This is a genomic window from Bradyrhizobium sp. CCBAU 53415 (assembly GCF_028128735.1).
Taxonomy (GTDB): domain Bacteria; phylum Pseudomonadota; class Alphaproteobacteria; order Rhizobiales; family Xanthobacteraceae; genus Bradyrhizobium.
In genome coordinates this window covers 46,549-68,735 of the sequence record NZ_LBJF01000002.1, presented here as the reverse complement: position 1 = coordinate 68,735, position 22,187 = coordinate 46,549, and the positions used below count along the sequence as shown (strand labels likewise).

The 22,187-nt window shown below is 65.0% G+C and carries 17 protein-coding genes; 4 read left to right on the top strand and 13 right to left on the bottom strand.

Annotated elements, in window-relative coordinates; genetic code table 11:
• Nucleotides 1-37 precede the first annotated feature (37 nt).
• From XH87_RS06705 to XH87_RS06660, 10 genes are all read right to left on the bottom strand, one after another.
• Entirely contained in the window at nucleotides 38-799 is a 762-nt protein-coding gene (locus XH87_RS06705; protein WP_271586629.1) for an SDR family oxidoreductase, read from the bottom strand.
• A gap of 54 nt (nucleotides 800-853) precedes the next feature.
• Nucleotides 854-2,101 carry a 2-oxoglutarate dehydrogenase complex dihydrolipoyllysine-residue succinyltransferase gene (odhB, locus tag XH87_RS06700; RefSeq protein WP_271586628.1) on the bottom strand — a complete coding sequence of 416 codons (1,248 nt, stop codon included), beginning with the start codon at nucleotides 2,099-2,101 and terminating at the stop codon, nucleotides 854-856.
• Nucleotides 2,102-2,266: 165 nt separating this feature from the next.
• Nucleotides 2,267-5,236, bottom strand: a complete 2,970-nt coding sequence (locus XH87_RS06695) for a 2-oxoglutarate dehydrogenase E1 component (RefSeq protein ID WP_271586627.1) — start codon at nucleotides 5,234-5,236, stop codon at nucleotides 2,267-2,269.
• A gap of 137 nt (nucleotides 5,237-5,373) precedes the next feature.
• Nucleotides 5,374-6,258: a succinate--CoA ligase subunit alpha gene (gene sucD / locus XH87_RS06690; RefSeq protein ID WP_035702902.1), complete on the bottom strand. Its 885-nt coding sequence runs from the start codon at nucleotides 6,256-6,258 to the stop codon at nucleotides 5,374-5,376.
• A gap of 33 nt (nucleotides 6,259-6,291) precedes the next feature.
• Nucleotides 6,292-6,771 (bottom strand): DUF1579 family protein, encoded by a 480-nt coding sequence (locus XH87_RS06685; protein ID WP_035702904.1) that lies wholly within the window; start codon nucleotides 6,769-6,771, stop codon nucleotides 6,292-6,294.
• 4 nt (nucleotides 6,772-6,775) lie between these two features.
• Complete coding sequence (sucC, locus tag XH87_RS06680; RefSeq protein ID WP_035702906.1) at nucleotides 6,776-7,972, bottom strand: ADP-forming succinate--CoA ligase subunit beta; 1,197 nt, start codon at nucleotides 7,970-7,972, stop codon at nucleotides 6,776-6,778.
• Nucleotides 7,973-8,175: 203 nt separating this feature from the next.
• The gene (mdh, locus tag XH87_RS06675) at nucleotides 8,176-9,144 is read right to left on the bottom strand and encodes a malate dehydrogenase (protein WP_035702908.1); all 969 of its coding nucleotides are present in this window, start codon (nucleotides 9,142-9,144) and stop codon (nucleotides 8,176-8,178) included.
• Nucleotides 9,145-9,401: 257 nt separating this feature from the next.
• Nucleotides 9,402-10,589 (bottom strand): cell division protein ZapE, encoded by a 1,188-nt coding sequence (gene zapE / locus XH87_RS06670; RefSeq protein ID WP_035702909.1) that lies wholly within the window; start codon nucleotides 10,587-10,589, stop codon nucleotides 9,402-9,404.
• 220 nt (nucleotides 10,590-10,809) lie between these two features.
• Nucleotides 10,810-11,346: an RNA 2',3'-cyclic phosphodiesterase gene (gene thpR / locus XH87_RS06665; protein ID WP_035702910.1), complete on the bottom strand. Its 537-nt coding sequence runs from the start codon at nucleotides 11,344-11,346 to the stop codon at nucleotides 10,810-10,812.
• Between the two features lie 174 nt (nucleotides 11,347-11,520).
• Nucleotides 11,521-12,156: an arylesterase gene (locus tag XH87_RS06660; protein WP_271586886.1), complete on the bottom strand. Its 636-nt coding sequence runs from the start codon at nucleotides 12,154-12,156 to the stop codon at nucleotides 11,521-11,523.
• A 55-nt stretch (nucleotides 12,157-12,211) separates the two neighbouring features.
• Between XH87_RS06660 and XH87_RS06655 the strand changes: the two genes are divergently transcribed.
• The 4 genes from XH87_RS06655 to XH87_RS06640 all read left to right on the top strand — a co-directional run bounded on the left by XH87_RS06655 (nucleotide 12,212) and on the right by XH87_RS06640 (nucleotide 17,342).
• Nucleotides 12,212-12,931, top strand: coding sequence for an ABC transporter ATP-binding protein (locus XH87_RS06655; protein WP_035702912.1), 720 nt, complete (start codon nucleotides 12,212-12,214; stop codon nucleotides 12,929-12,931).
• The gene (locus XH87_RS06650) at nucleotides 12,928-15,498 is read left to right on the top strand and encodes an ABC transporter permease (protein ID WP_271586626.1); all 2,571 of its coding nucleotides are present in this window, start codon (nucleotides 12,928-12,930) and stop codon (nucleotides 15,496-15,498) included. The genes XH87_RS06655 and XH87_RS06650 overlap by 4 nt, the downstream gene beginning before the upstream one ends.
• A 281-nt stretch (nucleotides 15,499-15,779) precedes the next feature.
• Nucleotides 15,780-16,571: a Bax inhibitor-1/YccA family protein gene (locus XH87_RS06645; RefSeq protein ID WP_035702927.1), complete on the top strand. Its 792-nt coding sequence runs from the start codon at nucleotides 15,780-15,782 to the stop codon at nucleotides 16,569-16,571.
• A 240-nt stretch (nucleotides 16,572-16,811) separates the two neighbouring features.
• On the top strand, nucleotides 16,812-17,342 hold the full coding sequence (locus XH87_RS06640) for a GNAT family N-acetyltransferase (RefSeq protein ID WP_035702929.1): 531 nt from the start codon (nucleotides 16,812-16,814) through the stop codon (nucleotides 17,340-17,342).
• A gap of 144 nt (nucleotides 17,343-17,486) precedes the next feature.
• Here the strand turns inward: XH87_RS06640 and XH87_RS06635 are convergent, their stop codons facing one another.
• From XH87_RS06635 to acnA, 3 genes are all read right to left on the bottom strand, one after another.
• Nucleotides 17,487-17,858, bottom strand: coding sequence for a DUF2794 domain-containing protein (locus XH87_RS06635; RefSeq protein WP_035702937.1), 372 nt, complete (start codon nucleotides 17,856-17,858; stop codon nucleotides 17,487-17,489).
• Between the two features lie 479 nt (nucleotides 17,859-18,337).
• The gene (locus XH87_RS06630) at nucleotides 18,338-19,114 is read right to left on the bottom strand and encodes a DUF1223 domain-containing protein (RefSeq protein ID WP_271586625.1); all 777 of its coding nucleotides are present in this window, start codon (nucleotides 19,112-19,114) and stop codon (nucleotides 18,338-18,340) included.
• 234 nt (nucleotides 19,115-19,348) lie between these two features.
• On the bottom strand, nucleotides 19,349-22,069 hold the full coding sequence (gene acnA / locus XH87_RS06625) for an aconitate hydratase AcnA (protein ID WP_035702932.1): 2,721 nt from the start codon (nucleotides 22,067-22,069) through the stop codon (nucleotides 19,349-19,351).
• Nucleotides 22,070-22,187: the final 118 nt, after the last annotated feature.

Here is a 22,187-nt window from a genome sequence, read left to right as displayed (position 1 = left end):
TTGGCGTGATGAGGATGTGTCAGCGTCCGCCGGTGCGTCAGCGTCCGCCGGACACATCGAGAATGGCTGAGGTGACGTAGGAGGCCTCGTCCGACAGCAGCCAGACGATGGCGTTGGCGATTTCATCCGCGGTGCCGACGCGCTTCATCGGCACCAGATGGGCCAGACGATGGGCGCGATCGGGCTCGCCACCGGCGGCATGGATTTCGGTATCGATCAGGCCCGGACGGATGGCGGCGACGCGGATGCCTTCGTTCGCAACCTCATAACCGAGCCCGACGGTGAAGGAATCGACCGCGCCCTTGGAGGCGGCATAGTCGACATAGGTATTGGGCGCGCCGAGACGGGCCGCGACCGAGGACAGGTTGACGATCACGCCACCCTTGCCGCCATGCTTGGTCGACATCCGCTTCACCGCCTCGCGCGCGCAGAGGATGGAGCCGGTGACGTTGACCGCCATCACGCGCTGGATGCGCTCGGCCGACATCTCGTCGACGCGGACGCCGCTTTGACCGACGATGCCGCCATTGTTGACGAGCGCGCCCAGCGCGCCGAACTTGTCGGCAGCCTTGAACAGCGCGAGGATGTCGCTTTCCTCGGCGACATCGCATTTCACCGCGATCGCCTTGCCGTTGCTGGCCTCGATCTGCGCGACGACCTCGTCGGCGGCCTTCTTGTTGCTGGCATAGCCGACCACGACGCGATAGCCGCGCGCGGCCGCCGCAATCGCGGTCGCCCGCCCGATGCCGCGGCTGCCGCCGGTGATGACAACGACTTTATCGGTCACGTGCACCTCCATGGTTCGACACGCGCCGCCGCGTTGATCGCGACGGCGCTCGCAGAGCATCAGGGATCAGAGATCGAGCACCAGGCGCGCCGGGTCTTCGAGGCTCTCCTTGACGCGAACCAGGAAGGTGACGGCTTCCTTGCCGTCGATGACGCGGTGATCGTAGGACAGCGCCAGATACATCATCGGGCGCACCTCGATCTTGCCGCCGACGACCATCGGCCGCTCCTGGATCTTGTGCATGCCGAGGATGCCGGACTGCGGCGCGTTCAGGATCGGGGTCGACATCAGCGAGCCGTAGATGCCGCCATTGGTGATGGTGAAGGTGCCGCCCTGCATCTCGTCGATCTTGAGCTGGCCGTCACGAGCGCGGCGGCCGAAATCGGCGATGCTCTTCTCGATGTCGGAGATCGACTTGTGGTCGCAGTCGCGCACCACGGGCACGACGAGGCCCTTGTCGGTGCCGACGGCGACGCCGATGTGATAGTAATTCTTGTAGATCAGGTCGCTGCCGTCGATCTCGGCGTTGACAGCCGGAATGTCCTTCAGCGCCTGCACGACGGCCTTGGTGAAGAAGCCCATGAAGCCGAGCTTGGCGCCATGCTTCTTCTCGAACGCGTCCTTGTAATGCGCACGCAGCGCCATGACGTTGGTCATGTCGACCTCGTTGAAGGTCGTGAGCATGGCCGCGGTGTTCTGCACGTCCTTGAGGCGGCGCGCGATGGTCTGGCGCAGGCGGGTCATCTTGACGCGCTCTTCGCGGGCGGCGTCATCGGCCGGCGACGGCGCGCGGACCTGCACGGCGGCGGCGGGCTGGTTGACCGGGGTCGGCGCGGAGGCGGCGCGCTCGATTGCAGCCAGCATGTCGCCCTTGGTGACACGGCCGTCCTTGCCGGAGCCCGGAACGGTCGAGGCGTCGATGCCGGTCTCGGCCGACAGCTTGCGCACGGAAGGCGCGAGCGGCGCGTCGGCCGGCGGCGCCTTCGGCGCAGCGGCGGCAGCAGCCGGAGCCGCAGCGGCTGCGGCGGGAGCAGCGGGCGGCTTGGCGGGAGCGGCGGCGGGCTTGGCAGCACCGGCAGCGCCTTCCGTGATCTGGCCGAGCAGCGCACCGACGGCGACGGTCGCGCCATCGGCGGCGATGATCTCGCTCAGCGTGCCCGCGGAGGGGGCCGGGACTTCGATGGTGACCTTGTCGGTCTCGAGCTCCACCAGGGGCTCGTCGACGGCGACCGGGTCGCCGGCCTTCTTGAACCAGCGGCCGATGGTGGCCTCGGTGACGGATTCGCCGAGCGTCGGCACACGAATTTCAGTCATGGTCTTTTCCTTAAGGAGATCGCAGGTAGCGGTCATGAATTCTACAGGCGTCATGCCCCGCGAAGGTGGGGCATCCAGTACTCCGCGGCGTTCGTGGTCATCACGGCCGTCACGGCGTACTGGATCGCCCGCCTTCGCGGGCGATGACAGCGTCTAAAAAACTTCTCAGCTCAGTGCTTCGTCCAGGAACGCCTTCAGCTGCGCCTGATGCTTGGACATCAGTCCCGTGGCGGTCGCGGCGGATGCGGCGCGGCCGACGTAACGCGGACGCCGGCTCACGCCGTTCACTTGGTTCAGCACCCATTCCAGATAGGGCTCGATGAAGTGCCAGGCGCCCATGTTGCGGGGCTCTTCCTGGCACCACACCATCTCGGCCTTCTTGAAGCGCGACAGCTCGGCCACCAGCGCCTTCAGCGGCACCGGATAGAGCTGCTCGACGCGCATCAAATAGATGTCGTCGATGCCGCGCTTCTCGCGCTCCTCGTAGAGGTCGTAATAGACCTTGCCGGAGCACAGCACGATGCGGCGGATCTTCTCGTCAGGAACGAGCTTGATCGCCTCGCTCGGCAGCATCTGGGCGTCATCGTACAGGATGCGGTGGAAGGTCGTGCCCTTCGCGAGCTCTTCGAGACGCGACACGGCCCGCTTGTGGCGCAGCAGCGACTTCGGCGTCATCATGATCAGCGGCTTGCGGATCTCGCGATGGAGCTGACGGCGCAGCACGTGGAAATAGTTCGCCGGCGTGGTCGGATAGACCACCTGCATGTTGTCTTCCGCGCACATCTGCAGGTAACGCTCCAGACGCGCCGAGGAGTGCTCCGGACCCTGGCCTTCATAGCCGTGCGGCAGGAGGCAGACGAGACCGGACATGCGCAGCCATTTGCGCTCACCCGAGGAGATGAACTGGTCGAACACGACCTGCGCGCCGTTGGCGAAGTCGCCGAACTGGGCTTCCCACAGCGTCAACGTGTTCGGCTCGGCGAGCGAATAGCCGTATTCGAAGCCGAGCACGGCCTCTTCCGATAGCAGCGAGTTGATGACCTCGTAATGGCCCTGCTCGTGGCCGAGATGGTTGAACGGCGTGTAGCGGCTCTCGTCTTCCTGGTCGATCAGGACCGAGTGGCGCTGCGAGAAGGTGCCGCGCTCAGAATCCTGTCCGGACAGGCGGACGTGGTGGTTTTCCTGCAGCAGCGTGCAGAACGCCAGCGCCTCGCCGGTCGCCCAGTCGATGCCGACGCCGTTCTCGATCGCCTTGGCGCGGTTTTCCAGGAAGCGCTGGATGGTGCGATGGACGCGGAAGCCGTCCGGCACCTTGGTGATCTTGCGGCCGATGTCCTTCAGGACAGGCAGATCGACGCCGGTGACGCCGCGGCGGGCGTCCTCTTCCTGGTCGGCGATCTTGAAGCCCGCCCATTTGCCGTCGAGCCAGTCGGCCTTGTTCGGCTTGTAGGAAGTGCCGGCCTCGAACTCGGCGTCGAGCCGGGCCCGCCAGTCGGCCTTGGCCTTCTCAACCTCGCCCTCGGTGATCACGCCCTCGCCGATCAGGCGCCGCGAGTAGAGCTCCAGCGTCGAGGGATGCGCCGCGATCCGCTTGTACATCACCGGCTGGGTGAAGGCTGGCTCGTCGCCCTCGTTGTGGCCATGCCTGCGGTAGCAGAACATGTCGATGACGACGGGCTTGTGGAATTTCTGCCGGAACTCGGTCGCGACCTTGGCCGCGAACACCACGGCTTCCGGGTCGTCGCCGTTGACGTGGAAGATCGGCGCGTCGATCATCTTCGCCACATCGGACGGATAGGGCGAGGAGCGCGAGTAGCGCGGATAGGTCGTGAAGCCGATCTGGTTGTTGACGATGAAGTGCACGGAGCCGCCGGTGCGGTAGCCCTTCAGGTCCGACAGGCCGAAGCATTCCGCGACCACACCCTGGCCGGCGAACGCGGCGTCGCCATGCATCAGGAGCGGCATGACGGAGATGCGCATGTCCGGCGGATCGCCGTGCTGGTCCTGCTTCGCACGCACCTTGCCGAGCACGACGGGATCGACGATCTCGAGATGCGAGGGGTTCGCGGTCAGCGACAGATGGATGCGGTTGCCGTCGAACTCGCGGTCCGAGGACGCGCCGAGGTGGTACTTGACGTCGCCGGAGCCTTCGACCGCGTCGGGGTTGGCCGAGCCGCCCTTGAATTCGTGGAACAGCGCGCGGTGTGCCTTGCCCATCACCTGGGTCAGCACGTTGAGGCGACCGCGATGCGGCATGCCGAGCACGATCTCCTTCACGCCGAGATTGCCGCCGCGCTTGATGATCTGCTCCAGCGCGGGGATCAGCGATTCGCCGCCGTCGAGGCCGAAGCGCTTGGTGCCGGTGAACTTGGTATCGCAGAACTTCTCGAAGCCCTCGGCTTCGACCAGCTTCATCAGGATGGCCCGGCGGCCCTCGCGGGTGAACGAGATCTCCTTGTCGGGTCCCTCGATGCGTTCCTGGATCCAGGCCTTCTGCGCAGCGTTGCTGATATGCATGAACTCGACGCCGAGCGTCTGGCAGTAGGTGCGCTCGCAGATCGCGGTGATCTCGCGCAAGCTGCCGTATTCGAGACCGAGCACGTGATCGAGGAAGATCTTGCGGTCGAAATCGGCTTCGCTGAAGCCGTAGGTGCGCGGGTCGAGCTCCTCGCGGTTGCGCGGGGCTTCGATGCCGAGCGGATCGAGCTTGGCGTGGAAGTGGCCGCGCATGCGGTAGGAGCGGATCAGCATCAGGGCGCGGACGGAGTCGCGCGTGGCCTGGAGGATGTCGGCGGAGGAGATATCGCCTCCCTTGTCACCTCCCTTGGCCTGCGCCCTGGCGGCGATCTTGGCGCCGACCGCCTTCTCGACTTCCGCCCAGTTGCCGTCGAGGGCGGAGGTGAGGTCGTCCTGCGGGGTCAGCGGCCAGTTGGCGCGCTCCCAGGACGGGCCCTCGGCGTTCTTCCGGACGTCAGCCGGCTGGTCGTTGAGGCTCTTGAAGAACTCCTGCCACTCGGCGTCGACCGAGGACGGGTCCTTCTCGTAGCGGGCGTAGATTTCGTCGATGTAGGTGGCGTTGGTGCCCTGCAAAAAGGATGACAAGGCAAAGGCTGCGTTCGCGTCCTGGCGAGACATACTGGAGTTCCTGGCGATTTCGGTTCGCGCATAACAAACGGCGCTGGCGCCAAGCTCCCCGGCAGAGGCTCGGCGCGACAGGCACCCTTTACCCTATTTGCTGCGAAACTTCGCCCGGAAAAGCACGAAGAAGTGAATTAGCCCTTCAACTTTTCGGCAAGCGTGTGGCCCAGGCGTGCGGGCGACGGAGACACGGTGATTCCAGCCGATTTCATCGCTTCGGTCTTGGAACCGGCGTCGCCCTTGCCGCCCGAGATGATCGCGCCGGCATGGCCCATGCGGCGACCGGGAGGGGCGGTGACACCGGCGATGAAACCGACCATCGGCTTCTTGCGGCCACGCTTGGCCTCGTCCTTGAGGAACTGGGCGGCGTCCTCCTCGGCGGAACCGCCGATCTCGCCGATCATGATGATCGATTCGGTCTTGGGGTCGGCGAGCAGCATTTCCAGCACGTCGATGAACTCGGTGCCCTTGACCGGGTCGCCGCCGATGCCGACCGCGGTGGTCTGGCCGAGGCCTTCCTGAGAGGTCTGGAACACAGCTTCGTAAGTGAGCGTGCCGGAGCGGGAGACGATGCCCACCGAGCCGGTCTTGAAGATGTTGGCCGGCATGATGCCGATCTTGCACTCGCCGGCGGTCATGACGCCGGGGCAATTCGGCCCGATCAGGCGCGACTTGGAGCCGGCCAGCGAGCGCTTCACGCGCACCATGTCGATGACAGGGATGCCTTCGGTGATGCAGACGATCAGCGGGATCTCGGCGTCGATGGCTTCGCAGATCGCATCCGCCGCGCCCGGCGGCGGCACGTAGATCACCGAGGCATCGGCACCGGTCTTCTCACGCGCATCGCGCACGGTGTCGAACACCGGCAGGCCCAGATGCGTCGAGCCGCCTTTGCCCGGCGAGGTGCCGCCGACCATCTTGGTGCCATAGGCAATCGCGGCCTCCGAGTGGAAGGTGCCGTTCTTGCCGGTGAAGCCCTGGCAGATGACCTTGGTGTTCTTGTCGATCAGGATGGACATGAGGTCTGCTTTCGCGAACTAACGAGTGAGAGGTCAGTGGATACGGCGGTAGACGCCGGTGAGCACGTCGGCCCAGCCTTCCGCGTCCGGCGAGAACTGGATCTTCAACGCGTAGGAATTGTCGTCGATGATCTCGTAGACGTGGCGCGCATTGCCGCGGAGCGAGCCGCGCACCAGCGTCAGGGTCTTGCCGACCCACCCGCCCGAGGCGGGCGAGGGCGGCGTGTAGCCGAGCGAGTCGTACCAGAACAATTTGTAGGTCCGGTCGTCGCGGTCGAAGGTGAAGATGCCGTGGGTGGCGAAGATCTGCTTGCCGTCGCGCATCTGGACGCTGTCCTGGATCAGGTAGAACCCATTGAGGTCCATACGCGCGACCGTGCGCGAGGTGGCCGGCCCGCCTTCCGTCCAGCGCGACGGAAAGACCATCTCTTCACCATCCCATTCGCCGGCGAACGCGGCGAGACGCGCATGTTCTGCAAGTGGAGATGATGCGGCGAGATGGTCCTGGGCCATGGCGTTAGCCTCCCTTGACGGCCTTCACGATCTTCTGCGCGGCGTCGTCGAGATTGTCGGCGGGCACCACGTTCAGTCCGGATTCACGGATGATCTTCTTGCCGAGCTCGACATTGGTTCCCTCGAGGCGGACCACCAGGGGGACGCTGAGGCCGACCTCACGAACCGCCGCCGTGACGCCCTCGGCGATCACGTCGCACTTCATGATGCCACCGAAGATGTTGACCAGGATGCCCTTCACGTTGGGATCGGCGGTGATGATCTTGAACGCGGCCGCGACCTTCTCCTTGCTGGCGCTGCCGCCGACGTCGAGGAAGTTGGCCGGCGCCATGCCGTAGAGCTTGATGATGTCCATCGTCGCCATGGCGAGACCGGCGCCGTTGACCATGCAGCCGATATTGCCGTCGAGCGTGACGTAGTTGAGGTCGTACTTGGACGCCTCGATTTCCTTGGCGTCTTCCTCGGTCTCGTCGCGCAGCGCGAGCACTTCGGGATGACGGAACAGCGCGTTGTCGTCGAACGACACCTTGGCGTCGAGCACGCGGAGCTGGCCCTGCTTGGTCACGACCAGCGGGTTGATCTCCAGCATCGACATGTCCTTGGCGACGAAGGCCGCGTAGAGCTGCGCGGTGAGCTTTTCCGCCTGCTTGGCGAGGTCACCGGAGAGCTTGAGCGCGTTCGCGACGGTGCGGCCGTGGTGGCCCATGATGCCAGTGGCGGGATCGACCGAGAAGGTGACGATCTTCTCCGGCGTGTTGTGCGCGACGTCCTCGATGTTGACGCCGCCTTCGGTCGAGACGACGAAGGAGACGCGCGAGGTCTCGCGGTCGACCAGGATCGAGAGATAGAACTCCTTGTCGATGTCGGAGCCGTCCTCGATGTAGAGGCGGTTGACCTGCTTGCCGGCGGGGCCGGTCTGCACGGTCACCAGCGTGGCGCCCAGCATCTGCTTGGCGAACTCGGAGACCTCCGCGGCCGACTTGGCGATGCGGACGCCGCCCTTGTCGCCGGCGGAGGCTTCCTTGAATTTGCCCTTGCCGCGGCCGCCGGCGTGGATCTGGCTCTTCACCACCCAGACCGGACCGGGCAGCGCCTTGGCTGCAGCTTCAGCGTCGGCGGCTTTGAGGACCGGGACGCCCTTGGAGATCGGCACGCCGAACTCGCCCAGCAGCGCTTTGGCCTGATATTCATGGATATTCATATGGTCGCTCCCTGAACCCGCGGGCGGTGACCTCATGGGCCCACCTCAGTCTTGTGGCTGGCATACCATATACCACAGGAACTGCAACCTGGATTCTTTGACTTCGAGATCTGGACTGCGCCGGAACCCGCCCGGTCACGGGCTCCGGAAGTGAAACCGCCGAAGACCGGGTTTCGATCTTCGGCGGGGTATTGCTTTGCGGCTTAGCGGCCGAGAAGATCGGGGGCGATCTTCTTGCAGGCATCGACCAGGCCCTGCACGGCACCGACCGACTTGTCGAAGGCCTCGCGGTCCTTGCCGGCGAGCTCGATCTCGACCACGCGCTCGACGCCCTTGGAGCCGATCACGACGGGCACGCCGACATACATGTCCTTCACGCCGTATTCACCATTGAGGTAGGCGGCCGAGGGCAGCACGCGCTTCTTGTCACGCAGATAGCTCTCGGCCATCGCGATGGCCGAGGCGGCCGGCGCATAGAAGGCCGAGCCGGTCTTGAGCAGGTTGACGATCTCGGCACCGCCGTTGCGGGTGCGGTCGACGATCTCGTCGAGGCGCGCCTGCGAGGTCCAGCCCATCTTGACGAGGTCGGGCAGCGGAATGCCGGCGACGGTGGAGTACTTCACCAGCGGCACCATGGTGTCGCCATGGCCGCCGAGCACGAAGGCGGTGACGTCCTCGACCGAGACGTTGAACTCGTCGGCCAGGAAGTAGCGGAAGCGCGCCGAATCCAGCACGCCGGCCATGCCGACGACCTTCTTGTGCGGCAGGCCCGAGGCCTTCTGCAGCGCCCAGACCATGGCGTCGAGCGGGTTGGTGATGCAAATGACGAACGCGTCGGGGGCATACTTCTTGATGCCGGCGCCGACCTGCTCCATGACCTTGAGGTTGATGGAGAGAAGGTCGTCGCGGCTCATGCCGGGCTTGCGCGGCACGCCGGCGGTGACGATGCAGACTTTGGCGTTGTCGAGCGCCTCGTAGGAGTTCGCGCCGCTGTAGTGCGCGTCGAAGCCGTCGACCGGCGAGGACTGCGCGATGTCGAGCGCCTTGCCCTGCGGCACGCCCTCGGCGATGTCGAACATCACCACGTCGCCCAGCTCTTTCAGGCCGATGAGATGAGCCAGCGTTCCGCCGATCTGACCGGAGCCAATCAAAGCAATCTTGTCGCGCGCCATGTGAACCTGTCCTTTAGACACGTAAGGAGGGAAAACTGAGACGGGTGGTTATCCCTTTCGCCTCCCCCGTTCAAGTCGCCCAATGCCCAATTGTCGGGCTTGCCGCGGCCTCGGGCACGCAGCCCTGTCATTCCGGGGCGTGCGGAGCACGAACTATGGTGCGCAATTGCGCACCTGAGAATCTCGCACGACAATCTCAGGATTCCGGGTTCGCGCTGACGCGCGCCCCGGAATGACAGCGCTGGCACAAATAGGACTTAAGTCTCCACCAGGCCCTTGGTCGAGCCGCTCGCAGTGGAATCCTTGCGGCCGTGAGGCAGCGCTAGATAGGTTTCCGAGCTCATTTCGATCAGGCGCGAGGCGGTCCGCTTGAACTCGTTGGCCTCGTTGCCCTCGCTCGCGAGGTAGAGGGAGATCGGATTGGCGTCGGCCGAGGCCATCAGCTTCACGGCGTTGTCATAGAGCGCGTCGATCAGCGTGATGAATCGCTTGGCGGCGTTGCGCTGGGAGAGGTCCATCACTGGAATATGGTCGACCAGGATGGTGTGATAGTCGTGCGCCAGCCTGAGGTAGTCGGATGCACCTAACGGCTTCTCGCAGAGGTCGGCGAACGAGAACCGCGCGACGCCATGGGCCGAGCACGGCACGTGCAGGATGCGTCCCTTGATTGAAATGTCGCGCGACCTGCATTTGGCGCCCCCCGACATCCGCTTCCAGGCGCGGTCGAGCGCAGCGTCCGCATCGCCATCCGCCGGAGTTAGCCACATCGGCACGCCCTGGAGCTTCTCCAACCTGAAGTCGGTGCGCGCATCGAGCCGCGCGACGTCCATGTGGTCGGTGATCTGCTTGATGAAGGGCAGGAACAGCGAACGGTTGAGCCCCCCCTTGTAGAGATCTTCGGGTGCGACGTTGGAGGTTGCGACCACCACGGTGCCCAACTCGAACAGCTTGGCGAACAGGCGTCCCAGGATCATCGCATCCGCAATGTCGGTAACGTGGAATTCGTCGAAGCAGAGCAACCAGCTTTCCTCGAAGATCGCGTTCGCGGTCAGCGCGATGACGTCGCCGTCGGCGATCTCGCCGCGCGCGATGCTCTGGCGAAAGTCGTAGATGCGTTCGTGCGCTTCCGCCATGAATTCGTGGAAATGCGCGCGCCGCTTGTGCTCGACGGTACTGTGCTGGAAGAACAGGTCCATCAGCATGGTCTTGCCGCGGCCGACCTCGCCGTGGATGTAGAGCCCGCGCGGCGCGTCGTCCTTGTCATTGCTGCTGAACAGGCGGCTGAGCAGGCCCTGCTTGCGCTGCGGCTTGTAAGTGGCGAGCCGCTGGTCGAGCGCCGCATAGGCCTCGGCGACCTCGGCCTGCGCGGCATCGGGCTCGATCGCGCCGGAGGCAATCTGAGCCTGGTATGCCTGTCGGAAGGAGGAACCGGGGGTGGAGAGCATGACCCCTTACCGCCAGAGACCGGCGGAAATTGCAAGCCGTGAATTGGGGTCAGAGCTATGCGGTTTCGTGTCCCGGACGCGCTGCAGCGTGTAACGCTGCTGCGCAGAGCCGGGACCCACTATTTCGTGATTTCGGTCATCGTGGAGCCATGGGCCCCGGCTCTGTAGCGCACCGCTTCGCGCTGCGCAGCGGCCGGGACACGCGAGAGTCATGCGACGTCTACTCACACAGCTCGTAGGCGTCCTCGACCACATAGGGGCCGCCGCCGGTGGAGGCGCGGGACGAGAACAGCACGAAGCGCTCGGCCATGAATGCCTTGCTCGGGAAGTAGCCGCGCAGCGAGAGATAGTCGGCGACGTCGCGGTCGGATGCGTCGTGCAGGCGCGCCAGCGTGACGTGCGGGATGAACTTGCGTCCCTCCGGATTGAGGCCGATCCGCTGCATCATGCGCTCGAGCTCGGCCTGCAACTCCATCAGCGGCTTGCTCGGCGCGATGGTGGCGACCACCGCGCGCGGCTTGCGACCGCCGAAGCTGGTCAGCCCCTGCACCTTGACCTCGAACGGCTTTCGATCGACGCGAAACAGCATCGAGGCGATCTCGTTGGCGGAAGCACCGTCGATGTCGCCGATGAAGCGCAAGGTGACGTGATAATTTTCGGGATCGATCCAGCGGGCGCCGGGGAGGCCACCCCTCAAGTTGGAAAGCGACTGGCCGATCTCGGCCGGAATTTCCAGACCCGTAAACAAACGCGGCATCGTTTCGCACTCCCGATGCTTGGGTACAGCCCTCGAGGCAGGGACCATATCCAAATTAGAGCCGGCGACGAATCACCGGTACCCTGATTCCTATCGCAGTTGTATGACTCTGCGAAGCATGCCGCGCCCCACCCCCGTAAAACCCTGGGAATAAGGGTTGGCGTTGCCTGCATTTCAACGCCGTTGCTCAGCTATCGTGCCAAGAAATGCCTCCACGGTGGGCATGATGTTGCCGACGATGATGTCGACGCCGGCCGCAGTCGGATGAATGCCGTCGGCCTGGTTGAGCTTGGCATCGGCCGCAACGCCCTCGAGGAAGAACGGGTAGAGCGGCACGTCGAATTTTTTCGCCAGATCCGGATAAATCGAATTGAAGCGCGCGGCATAGTCGGCGCCGTAGTTCGGCGGCGCCAGCATGCCGCAGAGCATCACCGCGATCTTGCGTGCCTTGAGCCGCTGGACGATGTCGGTCAGTGCGGCGCGCGTCAGCTCGGGATCGATGCCGCGCAACGCGTCGTTGGCGCCGAGCTCCACGATGACGCCGTCGGTTCCCTCGGGGACCGACCAGTCGAGGCGGTCGCGGCCGCCGGAGGAGGTGTCGCCGGACACCCCGGCATTGACCATGTCGACCTCTATGCCCTTGGCTTGCAAAGCTTTTTTGAGCCTTTGGGGGAACGCCTCCTGAGCCGGGAGGCCGAGACCGGCGCTCAAGGAATCGCCAAGAACGACAAGCTTGACCGGCTTTGTCGCTTCCGCCCGAGCGGGGGGCGTGATCGTCATCAAGGCGAGCATCAACACGGCTATGTGCATGAACAATCCGTAACGCCTCTCGACCGCGCTGTCGGAGTTGCCATATGAGCAGACCATGGACACTCGCATCGAATCCTCTTCGCTCGCCGCCGCCGCGGACACCATCGCCATCTCCAACGTCAATCTCTCATTGGGCGCGGGCGCGGCACGCGTTCACATCCTCAAGGATATCAGCTTGCGGGTCGCCTCGGGCGAGACGATCGGCCTGATCGGCCCGTCAGGCTCGGGCAAATCCACGCTGCTGATGGTGATGGCGGGGCTGGAGCGTCCTGATAGTGGAGAGGTGGTGGTATCAGGCACGCCTTTCAATGCCCTCGACGAGGACGCGCTGGCCCGCTTCCGCGGCCGCCAGGTCGGCATCGTCTTCCAGTCCTTTCACCTGATCCCGACCATGACGGCGCTCGAGAACGTCGCCGTGCCGCTCGAGCTTGCCGGCAATCCCGATGCTGCGAGGCGCGCGGCGCAGGAGCTGCAATCGGTCGGGCTCGGCGATCGCCTGCATCACTATCCGACGCAGCTCTCCGGCGGCGAGCAGCAGCGCGTTGCGCTCGCTCGCGCACTGGCGCCCGATCCCGCGATCCTCGTCGCCGACGAGCCGACCGGCAATCTCGACGAGACAACCGGAAAGCAGATCGTCGATCTCCTGTTCAGCAAGCACGCCGAGCGCGGCATGACCCTGGTGCTGGTCACGCACGATTCCTCGCTCGCGCATCGCTGCGATCGCGTGATCCGCCTGCGATCTGGCCGCATCGACACGCAGTCCGCGCCGGCATGAGCACGGTCACCGAATCCTTCGCGAAGCCCGGCGGCGTCGCGCTGTCGTTGCGTTATGCGCTCCGCGAATTGCGCGGCGGCCTGCGCGGCTTCTACGTCTTCATCGCCTGCATCGCGCTCGGCGTGATGGCGATCGCCGGCGTCGGCTCGGTGTCGGCGAGTCTCTCCGACGGCCTTGCCCGCGAGGGCCGCACGCTGCTCGGCGGCGACGTCTCCTTCGTGCTGTTCCAGCGCGAGGCGAAACCTGAAGAGGTCGCCTTCCTGCGCTCGCGCGGCTCGGTGTCGACCGCCGCCACCTTGCGCGGCATGGCGCGCGCGCCCGACGGCCAGCTCGCACTGGTCGAGATGAAGGCGGTCGACAACACCTATCCGATGCTGGGCCAGCTGACATTGGCACCGCCACTGCCGATGTCCGATCTGCTCGCGGAGCGAGACGGCGCGTTCGGCGCCGCCGCCGATCCGACGCTGCTGGCGCGATTGTCGCTCAAGACCGGCGACCGCGTCACCATCGGCTCGGCGACCTTCCAGATCCGCTCGACCGTCGAAGCCGAGCCCGACAAGCTCGCCGGCGGCATCGGTTTCGGGCCGCGTTTCCTGATCAGCGAAGCGGGCCTGCGCGCCACCGGCCTGATCCAGCCCGGCAGCCTGGTGCGCTGGGTCTACCGGGTGAAGCTGCCCGATGTCGCGAACGATGAGCGCGCCACCGAAGCCTTCATCGCGGATGCGCGGAGCGCCGCGCCGCAGGCCGGCTGGGAGATCCGCAGCCGCTCCAACGCTTCGCCGCAGCTCGAACGCAACATCAACCGCTTCACGCAGTTCCTGACGCTGGTCGGTCTCGCCGCGCTGCTGGTCGGCGGTGTCGGCGTTGCCAATGCCGTGAAGAGCCATATCGATCGCCGGCTCGAGGTGATCGCGGCCCTCAAGGCCGTCGGCGCAACAGGACGCGACGTCTTCGGCATCTATCTGGCGCAGGTCATCCTGCTGGCCGCGATCGGCTCGGTGATCGGCCTTGCGCTCGGCGCCGCCATGCCGTTCGCGATCGTCGGCCTGTTCGGCAAGCTGTTGCCGCTGCCGGTGGTGCCGGCCCTGCATGCCGACGAGCTCGCGCTGTCCTTCGTCTACGGCCTCCTCACCGCGCTCGCTTTCGGCCTGTGGCCGCTCGGGCGCGTGCACGACGTGCCGGTGGCCGCGCTGTTCCGCGACACCATCAGTTCCGAATGGCATCGGCCGCGTGCGAGCTATCTCGTGTTGATGGGCGTCGTGATCGCCCTGCTCGTCGCGGTGGTGATCGGCCTGTCCTTCGACAAGCGCATCGCCGCGGTGTTCGTGGCCTCCTCCGTCGTCGTCTTCGCCCTGCTGCGCGGCATCGCCGCCCTGCTGATGGGAATCGCGCGGCGGCTGCCGCGGACGCGGCTGCCGATGCTGCGGTTGGCGATCGCCAACATCCACCGGCCCGGCGCGCTGACGCCGTCCGTCGTGCTGTCGCTGGGACTCGGGCTCGCCGTGCTCGTCACCATCACCCAGATCGACGGCAATCTGCGCCGGCAGTTCCTCGCGGCGCTGCCCGATCGGGCGCCATCGTTCTTCTTCATCGACATCCCGAGCGCGCAGGCCGAGCAGTTCGACCTCTATCTGCGCCGGATCGCGCCGGGCGCCAAGGTCGAGGACGTGCCGATGTTGCGCGGGCGCATTGTCGCCGCGCGCGGCGTGCGCGCCGAGGATCTCAAGCCCACCACCGATTCCGAATGGGTGCTGCAGAGCGACCGCGGCCTGACCTACACCGGCGAGTTGCCGAAAGGTTCCAAGGTGGTCGAGGGCGAATGGTGGAGCGCCGATTATTCCGGCCCGCCGCTGGTCTCGATGGAGAAAAAGATCGCCGACGGGCTCGGCCTCAAGCTCGGCGACGAAATCGTGGTCAACGTGCTCGGCCGCGACATCCCGGCGAGAATCGGCAATCTGCGCACCATCGACTGGCAGGGTCTCGGCATCAACTTCGTCCTCGTGTTCTCGCCGAACGCCTTCAAGGGGGCCCCGCATACCCATATCGCAACGCTGACCGAGGCCGGCGGCGATGCTGCGGGCGACGGCAAGATCATCAAGCAGGTCGCCGCCGCCTATCCGATGGTGACGAGCGTGCGCGTGCGCGAGGTGATGGAGACGGTCGGCTCGGTCGTGACCAATCTGGCGCTGGCGATCCGCGGCGCCAGCGCCGTGACCCTGATCTCGGCGATCCTCGTGCTGGGCGGGGCGCTCGCCGCCGGCCACCGTCACCGGGTCTACGATGCGGTGATCCTGAAGACGCTGGGCGCGACGCGCCTGCGCTTGCTCGGCGCCTATGCCCTCGAATACCTCCTGATCGGGCTCGCCACCGCGGTGTTCGGCGTCATCGCCGGCAGCGTCGCGGCCTGGATGATCGTGACGCGGCTGATGACGCTGAGCTTCGTCTGGCAGGCCGGCAGCGCGGCGGGCGTGGTGGTGGCCGCCCTGGTCGTCACCGTCGGGCTCGGGCTCGCCGGCACGCTACTGGCGTTGAACAAGAAGCCCGCCATGGTGTTGCGGAATTTGTGACAAAATGTAGCGGTTGGGTACACGCGAGCGGAATCGCACGATTCCTGCGATTAACCACGACTGCTCGTCAGGTTCGCGTCAGGATTGCCGCCAAGGGCGACATTCAGCCGCGCGTGGAAGGTTGCAGCGAATGTGCTAGTTTCCCACATATCGAATGGGTTCGGAGCCCCGATTGTGAGCCAGAATTTAGTCGGCTGGCGTCGGTATCCGAGATAGAGTTTGACGAACCGGCGGCATGGCGACCCTCATGCCGGACCGGACCAACCAACGGGAATTCGACCATGTCGGACCTAGACCGTAACTACGCTTCTCCTTTCGGCAGGGCCGCCGGGCGTGTTGACGCCGCGACGGTCGATGCCGGCCTGCGCGCCTACATGCTGCGCATCTACAATTACATGAGCATTGGCCTGGCCATCACCGGCCTGGCCGCGCTCGGCGTCTACATGGCCGCCGTGACCGACGTTCCGACCCCGGAAGCGGTCCGCGTCGGCAAGCTGTTCCTGACGCCGTTCGGCTACGCGATGTTCGTGAGCCCGCTGAAGTGGCTGTTCATGCTCGCGCCGCTCGCGATGGTGTTCGTGATCTCGGCGGGCATCAACCGTCTGGCGCCCTCGACCGCCCAGATCCTGTTCTGGGTGTTCTCGGCGCTGATGGGCATCTCGCTGTCGTCGATCTTCCTGGTGTTCACGCACACCTCGATCGTGCGGGTGTTCTTCATCACCGCGGCGACCTTCGGTGCGCTCAGCCTCTACGGCTACACCACGCGTCGTGACCTGACCGGGATGGGCTCGTTCCTGTTCATGGGCCTGATCGGCATCATCATCGCGAGCCTGGTGAACCTGTTCCTGGCAAGCTCGATGCTGCAGTTCATCGTGTCGGTGGTCGGCGTGCTGGTGTTCGCGGGCCTTACCGCCTGGGATACCCAGCGGCTGAAGAACGACTACATCTACGGCTATGCCTCGGCGGGCGGGGACATCGCGGAGCGCGCGGCCATCACCGGCGCGCTGTCGCTGTACCTGAACTTCATCAACCTGTTCACGCTGCTGCTGCAGCTTCTCGGCCAGCGCGACTAAGCGCCAGACCAGAGAACGGACGCAAACCCCGGCCGAGAGGCCGGGGTTTTTGTTTGCGTAACACGCCGTCATGCCCGGGCTTGTCCCGCCTGCGCGGCCGAAGCCGCTTCGGCGAGGCGAATGCCCGGGCATCCACGTTCTTCGTGCTGCGGGTAAAGGCGTGGATGGCCGGGACAAGCCTGGCCATGACGCATGCGGAAACAGCGTTGCTCGTTGCGATACCGCTGCTATCTTCCCGCCATGTCCGCACCCGAAATCAGGCCCACGACCGAGGCCGACCTTCCCGCCATCACCGCCATCTATCAGCAGGCCGTCCGCGAGGGCACGGCGACATTCGAGCTGGAGCCGCCGGACCTCTCAGAGATGACGCGCCGCTATCGCGCGCTGCTGGACGGCGGCTATCCCTATTTCGTCGCGATCCTCGACGGCCGCGTGGCCGGCTATGCCTATGCCGGGGCCTACCGCCCGCGGCCGGCCTATCGTTTTACGGTCGAGAACTCGATCTATCTCGATCCCTCTTTCCACCGCCGCGGTGTCGGCTCTCTGCTGCTGGAGCGGCTGGTCGCCGAATGCGAGGCGCGCGGCTTTCGCCAGATGATCGCGGTGATCGGCGATTCCGCCAATGCCGGATCGATCGGCGTGCACACCAAGGCCGGCTTCAAGATGATCGGCACGCATCCCAGTGTCGGGTTGAAATTCGGCCGCTGGCTGGACACGGTGATGATGCAGCGGGACCTCGGCGAGGGCGCCAGCACGGTGCCGGGAACGTAGCCTTATCTGTCATTCCGGTTCGATGCGTTAGCATCGAACCGGAATCCAGAAGCTGGTTGCGAATGCGGATCGAGCTTCTCAGGCGCGCAACTGCGCGCCGGAGTTCGCGACTTCGTCGCGCGGGGGAATGACGACCGAAGGTCGTCACACCACCGCCAGCTTCCGATCAATCACCAGCAACACGCGCTCCAGCTCATGGCCGCGGCGCAGGATCAGCCCGGTCGCCGAGATCACGCTGTACATGCCCTGCTTGCGCGCGAGCCGCGGGTCCTTCTCGATGCGATAGATCGGCACTTCCGAGGCGCGGCGATAGACCGAGAAGACGGCGCGGTCCTTCAGAAAGTCGATGGCGTAGTCACGCCACTCGCCGTCGGCGACCATGCGGCCGTAGAGATTGAGAATCCGGTGCAGCTCGAGCCGGTTGAACGTCACTCGGTTGGCCTGCGCATTCGCGGCGGCGGGACGCGCCGCCGCGCGCTGCTCGCTCGGATCGGCATCCTCCGACATCAAACTCATGGGAAGCGCCTCCTCATCGCACGGAATGATGGCGGCCGCGAAGACCGTCCCGGAACCGCGCTCATGACAGTTGCATGATTGCGCCAACCGTTCCGCGCCGCAAGGGGTTCAACCCATCAAATCGTCACGCAACGGGGCACACGCAGAGGTGGAACTTTATCGCGGCAAACCGTCACGGGACCGTTAGCAGGAATCATAGTCTCGCCGCTTTTCCGCCCACCGCCCGCCGCCCTGAATTGCGAAAAGAATCATGTGCGTTGACCCGGTCCTTTCGGTTCCGGATTCCTCAGCCCCCAGCCCCCCGGGGTCGAACAGGATCGGGTCTGTGTACGCACGGCAAGGAGGGCCAACGCGAGTTGGTCCTTTTTTGTTTGCGTCGGGACGTTTCTGCTTCCCGCCATTCCGGGGCGCGCCTCTTGGCGCGAGCCCGGAATGACGACAGACAAATTGTCCTGAGGCGATCTTAAGCGTGCTGCGCTTCAATGCAGCGACGTGTACGCCGCGCCCAGCATCGGGCCGGGCTTCTCCCGGCTGCCGTCCTGGACATAGACCACCGCGCCGTCGACGCCGTCGCGCGTGAGGTTCTCGATCGGCACAGTCCAGCTTTCCGGACGGCCGGTCCAGTCGCCGACCTTGAGCAGGTTGCGCACGACGTTGTGATAGGTGACCTGCTGTCCACGATTCTCGCCACGGGTGATGGCGATCGGCACCGACCTGGCAATCGAGCAGATCCAGACCTCGCCGCGCGAGACCGCGGGCTCCTTGCTTGCTGCCACCGACACGTTGATCTGCTTACCCGAGAGTGACATCGTCACCGGTACGCTCATCACGCCAGTACCCTTGTCCGTCTTGCCGATCGCGCTCTCGATGCCGGCGCGATCGCTGCCGATGACATGCGCGGAGCCGTTGACGACGACCTGCGGCGTGTAGACTTCGCGGTCGCCGCGCATGCGCGAATAGGCACGCTGCCGCGCAGAGAAGCGCGAGTCCGCCAGCGTGTCTTTCCAGCCGAGATAGTCCCAATAGTCGATCGGCATGCTCAGCGCGATGACGGAGGGATCTTTGGAGAGATCGCCGATGATCTGGTCGGCGGGCGGACAGGAGGAGCAGCCCTGCGAGGTGAACAACTCGACGACGGCGCGCGGATCAGCCTCGGCAGGACGGATGACGGCGATGATCGCACATATGCCGAGAGCCCCCGACCAGAGGGCGCCGGACCAACGTGAAATCAGATGAGAAGCCGCTGTTGTCGTCATGTCGAACGCCGCACACCATTGCTCGTGGGAAGGGAAATCTTATCGCCTGATGATCACCGTACTCTTACGGGGGCGCGGCACATTCGTCCGCCCAGGCAACCGTCCAAGGGAGGGTTTTGCGCCGGGCGGGCCCATCCGAAACGTACCGCAAACGCGCGAAGGCGGCCTTTGATAGGCCGCCTTCGTTTAGGCTTCTACTCACTTCGCAGTGAGCCATCGTTCACAAATCCGCGCTTACGCCGCGAGCTTGCGCAGCACGTAGTGCAGGATGCCGCCGTTGCGGTAGTAGTCGAGCTCGTCCAGCGTATCGATGCGGCAAAGCAGCGAAACGCGCTGCAACGAACCGTCGCCGGAGACGATCTCCGCGGTCAGCTTCTGGCGCGGCTTGAGGTCGCCGACGAGACCGCGCAGCGTGACCTTCTCGTCGCCCTTCAGGCCCAGCGACTGCCAGGAGGTGCCTTCCTCGAAGGTCAGCGGCAGCACGCCCATGCCGACCAGGTTGGAGCGGTGGATGCGCTCGAAGCTCTGGCAGATCACGGCGCGCACGCCGAGCAGGCGCGTGCCCTTCGCGGCCCAGTCGCGCGAGGAGCCGTTGCCGTATTCGGCACCGGCGAACACCACCAGCGGCACCTGCTCTTCCTGGTACTTCATCGCGGCGTCGTAGATCGACATCTGCTCGCCGTCGGGCCAGTGCTTGGTGAGGCCGCCCTCGGGAATGTTGCCGTCGGCGCCCTTCAGCATGAAGTTCTTGATGCGGATGTTGGCGAAGGTGCCGCGCATCATGACTTCATGGTTGCCGCGGCGCGTGCCGTACTGATTGAAGTCGGCGGGGCGTACCTGGTGCTCGCTGAGATATTTGCCGGCGGGCGAGGTGAGCTTGATCGAACCGGCCGGCGAGATGTGGTCGGTGGTGATCTTGTCGCCGAACATGGCGAGGATGCGCGCCTCGACGATGTCGGTGACCGGCTCCGGCTCCTTCTTCATGCCGTCGAAATAGGGCGGGTTCTGCACATAGGTCGAAGACATGTTCCAGCGATAGGTCTCGCTCTCGACCGTCTTGATCTTGCGCCAGTTGGTGTCGCCCTTGAACACGTCGGCATACTTCTTCTTGAAGATCGACGCGGTCACGAACTTCTTCATGAAGGCGTTGATCTCCTTCGTCGTCGGCCAGATATCCTTCAGGTAGACCGGCTTGCCGTCCTTGCCCTCGCCGAGCGGCTCGGTGGCGAGGTTCCTGGTGACGCTGCCCGCCAGCGCGTAGGCGACGACCAGCGGCGGCGAGGCCAGGTAGTTCGCCTGCACGTCCGGCGAGACACGGCCTTCGAAGTTGCGGTTGCCGGAGAGCACCGCGGCCGCGACGACGCCGTTGTCGTTGATCGCCTTCGAGATCTCCTCAGGCAGCGGACCGGAATTGCCGATGCAGGTGGTGCAGCCGAAGCCGACCAGGTTGAACCCGACCTTGTCGAGATAGGGCTGCAGACCGGAATTGGCGAGATATTCCGCGACCACCTGGCTGCCCGGAGCAAGCGAGGTCTTCACCCACGGCTTGGCCTTGAGGCCCTTCGCGGCGGCGTTGCGCGCGAGCAGGCCGGCACCGATCAGGACGCTCGGGTTCGAAGTGTTGGTGCAGGAGGTGATGGCGGCGATCACGACGTCGCCATGGCCGATGTCGAAGTTCTTGCCTTCGACGGGGAAGCGCCTGGCGGGCTCCTCGGCCTTCTTGTACTCGCTGCCGAGCGCGAGCGAGAAGCCGTCCGCGACGGTGGGCAGCGCGATGCGGCCCTCGGGACGCTTCGGGCCGGCCATCGACGGCACGACGTCGCCGAGGTCGAGCGTCAGCGTTTCCGTGAACACCGGATCGGGCGACTTGGCGGTACGGAACAGGCCCTGCGCCTTGGCATAGGCCTGGACCAGCGCAACGCGCGCCGAGGCGCGGCCGGAGGTCTTGAGATAGTCGAGCGCGGCGGCATCGACCGGGAAGAAGCCGCAGGTCGCGCCGTATTCGGGCGCCATGTTGGCGATCGTCGCCTTGTCGGCGACCGAGAGATGGTCGAGGCCGGGGCCGAAGAACTCGACGAACTTGCCGACGACGCCGAGCTTGCGCAGCATCTGCGTGACCGTGAGCACGAGGTCGGTCGCGGTGACGCCTTCCTTCAGCGCGCCCTTCAGCTTGAAGCCGACGACGTTGGGCAGCAGCATCGACAGCGGCTGGCCGAGCATGCAGGCTTCCGCCTCGATGCCGCCGACGCCCCAGCCGAGCACGGCGAGACCATTGACCATGGTGGTGTGCGAATCGGTGCCGACGAGCGAATCGGGATAGGCGACCTCGAAGGTGCCGGTCTTCTTGCCGACCGTCATCTTCTCCTTCCTGGTCCAGACCGTCTGGGCCAGATATTCGAGGTTGACCTGGTGGCAGATGCCGGTGCCGGGCGGCACGACCGAGAAGTTCGAGAACGCCTTCTGGCCCCACTTCAGGAACTCGTAGCGCTCCTGGTTCTGCTTGTATTCCTCGGTGACGTTCTTGCCGAAGGCCTTGTTGTCGCCGAAGAAGTTCACGATCACCGAATGGTCGATGACTAGGTCGACCGGCACCAGCGGGTTGATCTTCTCGGCATCGCCGCCGAGCTTCTGCATCGCGTTGCGCATCGCGGCGAGGTCGACCACCGCCGGCACGCCGGTGAAGTCCTGCATCAGGACGCGCGCCGGGCGGAAGGCGATCTCATGCTCCAGCGATTTCTTGCGCAGCCATTTCGAGACCGCGACGATGTCTTCCTTCTTGACCGAGCGGCCGTCCTCGTTGCGCAGCAGGTTCTCGAGCAGGACCTTCATCGAATAGGGAAGTTTCGAAATTCCCTTCAGACCATTCTTCTCGGCTGTAGGCAGGCTGTAATAGACATAGGTCTTGGCGCCGACCTTGAGAGTCTTTTTGCATTTGAAGCTGTCGAGCGAGGTCATGTAGGAGATCCCAATTGTTAGTTATACCCGGCAGGGTATTTTAACACCGTCAGCGTATCAGGCTGGGCCGCTTGCAGGGGCGGGTTGAGTTGCTGCATCAAGTAGTTCCGGGCTTATA

Excerpts from the sequence above, each read along its gene's own strand:
- odhB (WP_271586628.1), bottom strand. The coding sequence starts at position 2,101 with ATGACTGAAATTCGTGTGCCGACGCTCGGCGAATCCGTCACCGAGGCC.
- XH87_RS06650 (WP_271586626.1), top strand. The coding sequence starts at position 12,928 with ATGAGCACGGTCACCGAATCCTTCGCGAAGCCCGGCGGCGTCGCGCTG.
- XH87_RS06640 (WP_035702929.1), top strand. The coding sequence starts at position 16,812 with ATGTCCGCACCCGAAATCAGGCCCACGACCGAGGCCGACCTTCCCGCC.
- XH87_RS06645 (WP_035702927.1), top strand. The coding sequence starts at position 15,780 with ATGTCGGACCTAGACCGTAACTACGCTTCTCCTTTCGGCAGGGCCGCC.
- acnA (WP_035702932.1), bottom strand. The coding sequence starts at position 22,069 with ATGACCTCGCTCGACAGCTTCAAATGCAAAAAGACTCTCAAGGTCGGC.
- thpR (WP_035702910.1), bottom strand. The coding sequence starts at position 11,346 with ATGCCGCGTTTGTTTACGGGTCTGGAAATTCCGGCCGAGATCGGCCAG.
- XH87_RS06630 (WP_271586625.1), bottom strand. The coding sequence starts at position 19,114 with ATGACGACAACAGCGGCTTCTCATCTGATTTCACGTTGGTCCGGCGCC.
- XH87_RS06635 (WP_035702937.1), bottom strand. The coding sequence starts at position 17,858 with ATGAGTTTGATGTCGGAGGATGCCGATCCGAGCGAGCAGCGCGCGGCG.
- XH87_RS06685 (WP_035702904.1), bottom strand. The coding sequence starts at position 6,771 with ATGGCCCAGGACCATCTCGCCGCATCATCTCCACTTGCAGAACATGCG.
- XH87_RS06660 (WP_271586886.1), bottom strand. The coding sequence starts at position 12,156 with ATGCACATAGCCGTGTTGATGCTCGCCTTGATGACGATCACGCCCCCC.
- mdh (WP_035702908.1), bottom strand. The coding sequence starts at position 9,144 with ATGGCGCGCGACAAGATTGCTTTGATTGGCTCCGGTCAGATCGGCGGA.
- sucD (WP_035702902.1), bottom strand. The coding sequence starts at position 6,258 with ATGTCCATCCTGATCGACAAGAACACCAAGGTCATCTGCCAGGGCTTC.
- XH87_RS06695 (WP_271586627.1), bottom strand. The coding sequence starts at position 5,236 with ATGTCTCGCCAGGACGCGAACGCAGCCTTTGCCTTGTCATCCTTTTTG.
- zapE (WP_035702909.1), bottom strand. The coding sequence starts at position 10,589 with ATGCTCTCCACCCCCGGTTCCTCCTTCCGACAGGCATACCAGGCTCAG.
- XH87_RS06655 (WP_035702912.1), top strand. The coding sequence starts at position 12,212 with ATGGACACTCGCATCGAATCCTCTTCGCTCGCCGCCGCCGCGGACACC.
- sucC (WP_035702906.1), bottom strand. The coding sequence starts at position 7,972 with ATGAATATCCATGAATATCAGGCCAAAGCGCTGCTGGGCGAGTTCGGC.
- XH87_RS06705 (WP_271586629.1), bottom strand. The coding sequence starts at position 799 with ATGGAGGTGCACGTGACCGATAAAGTCGTTGTCATCACCGGCGGCAGC.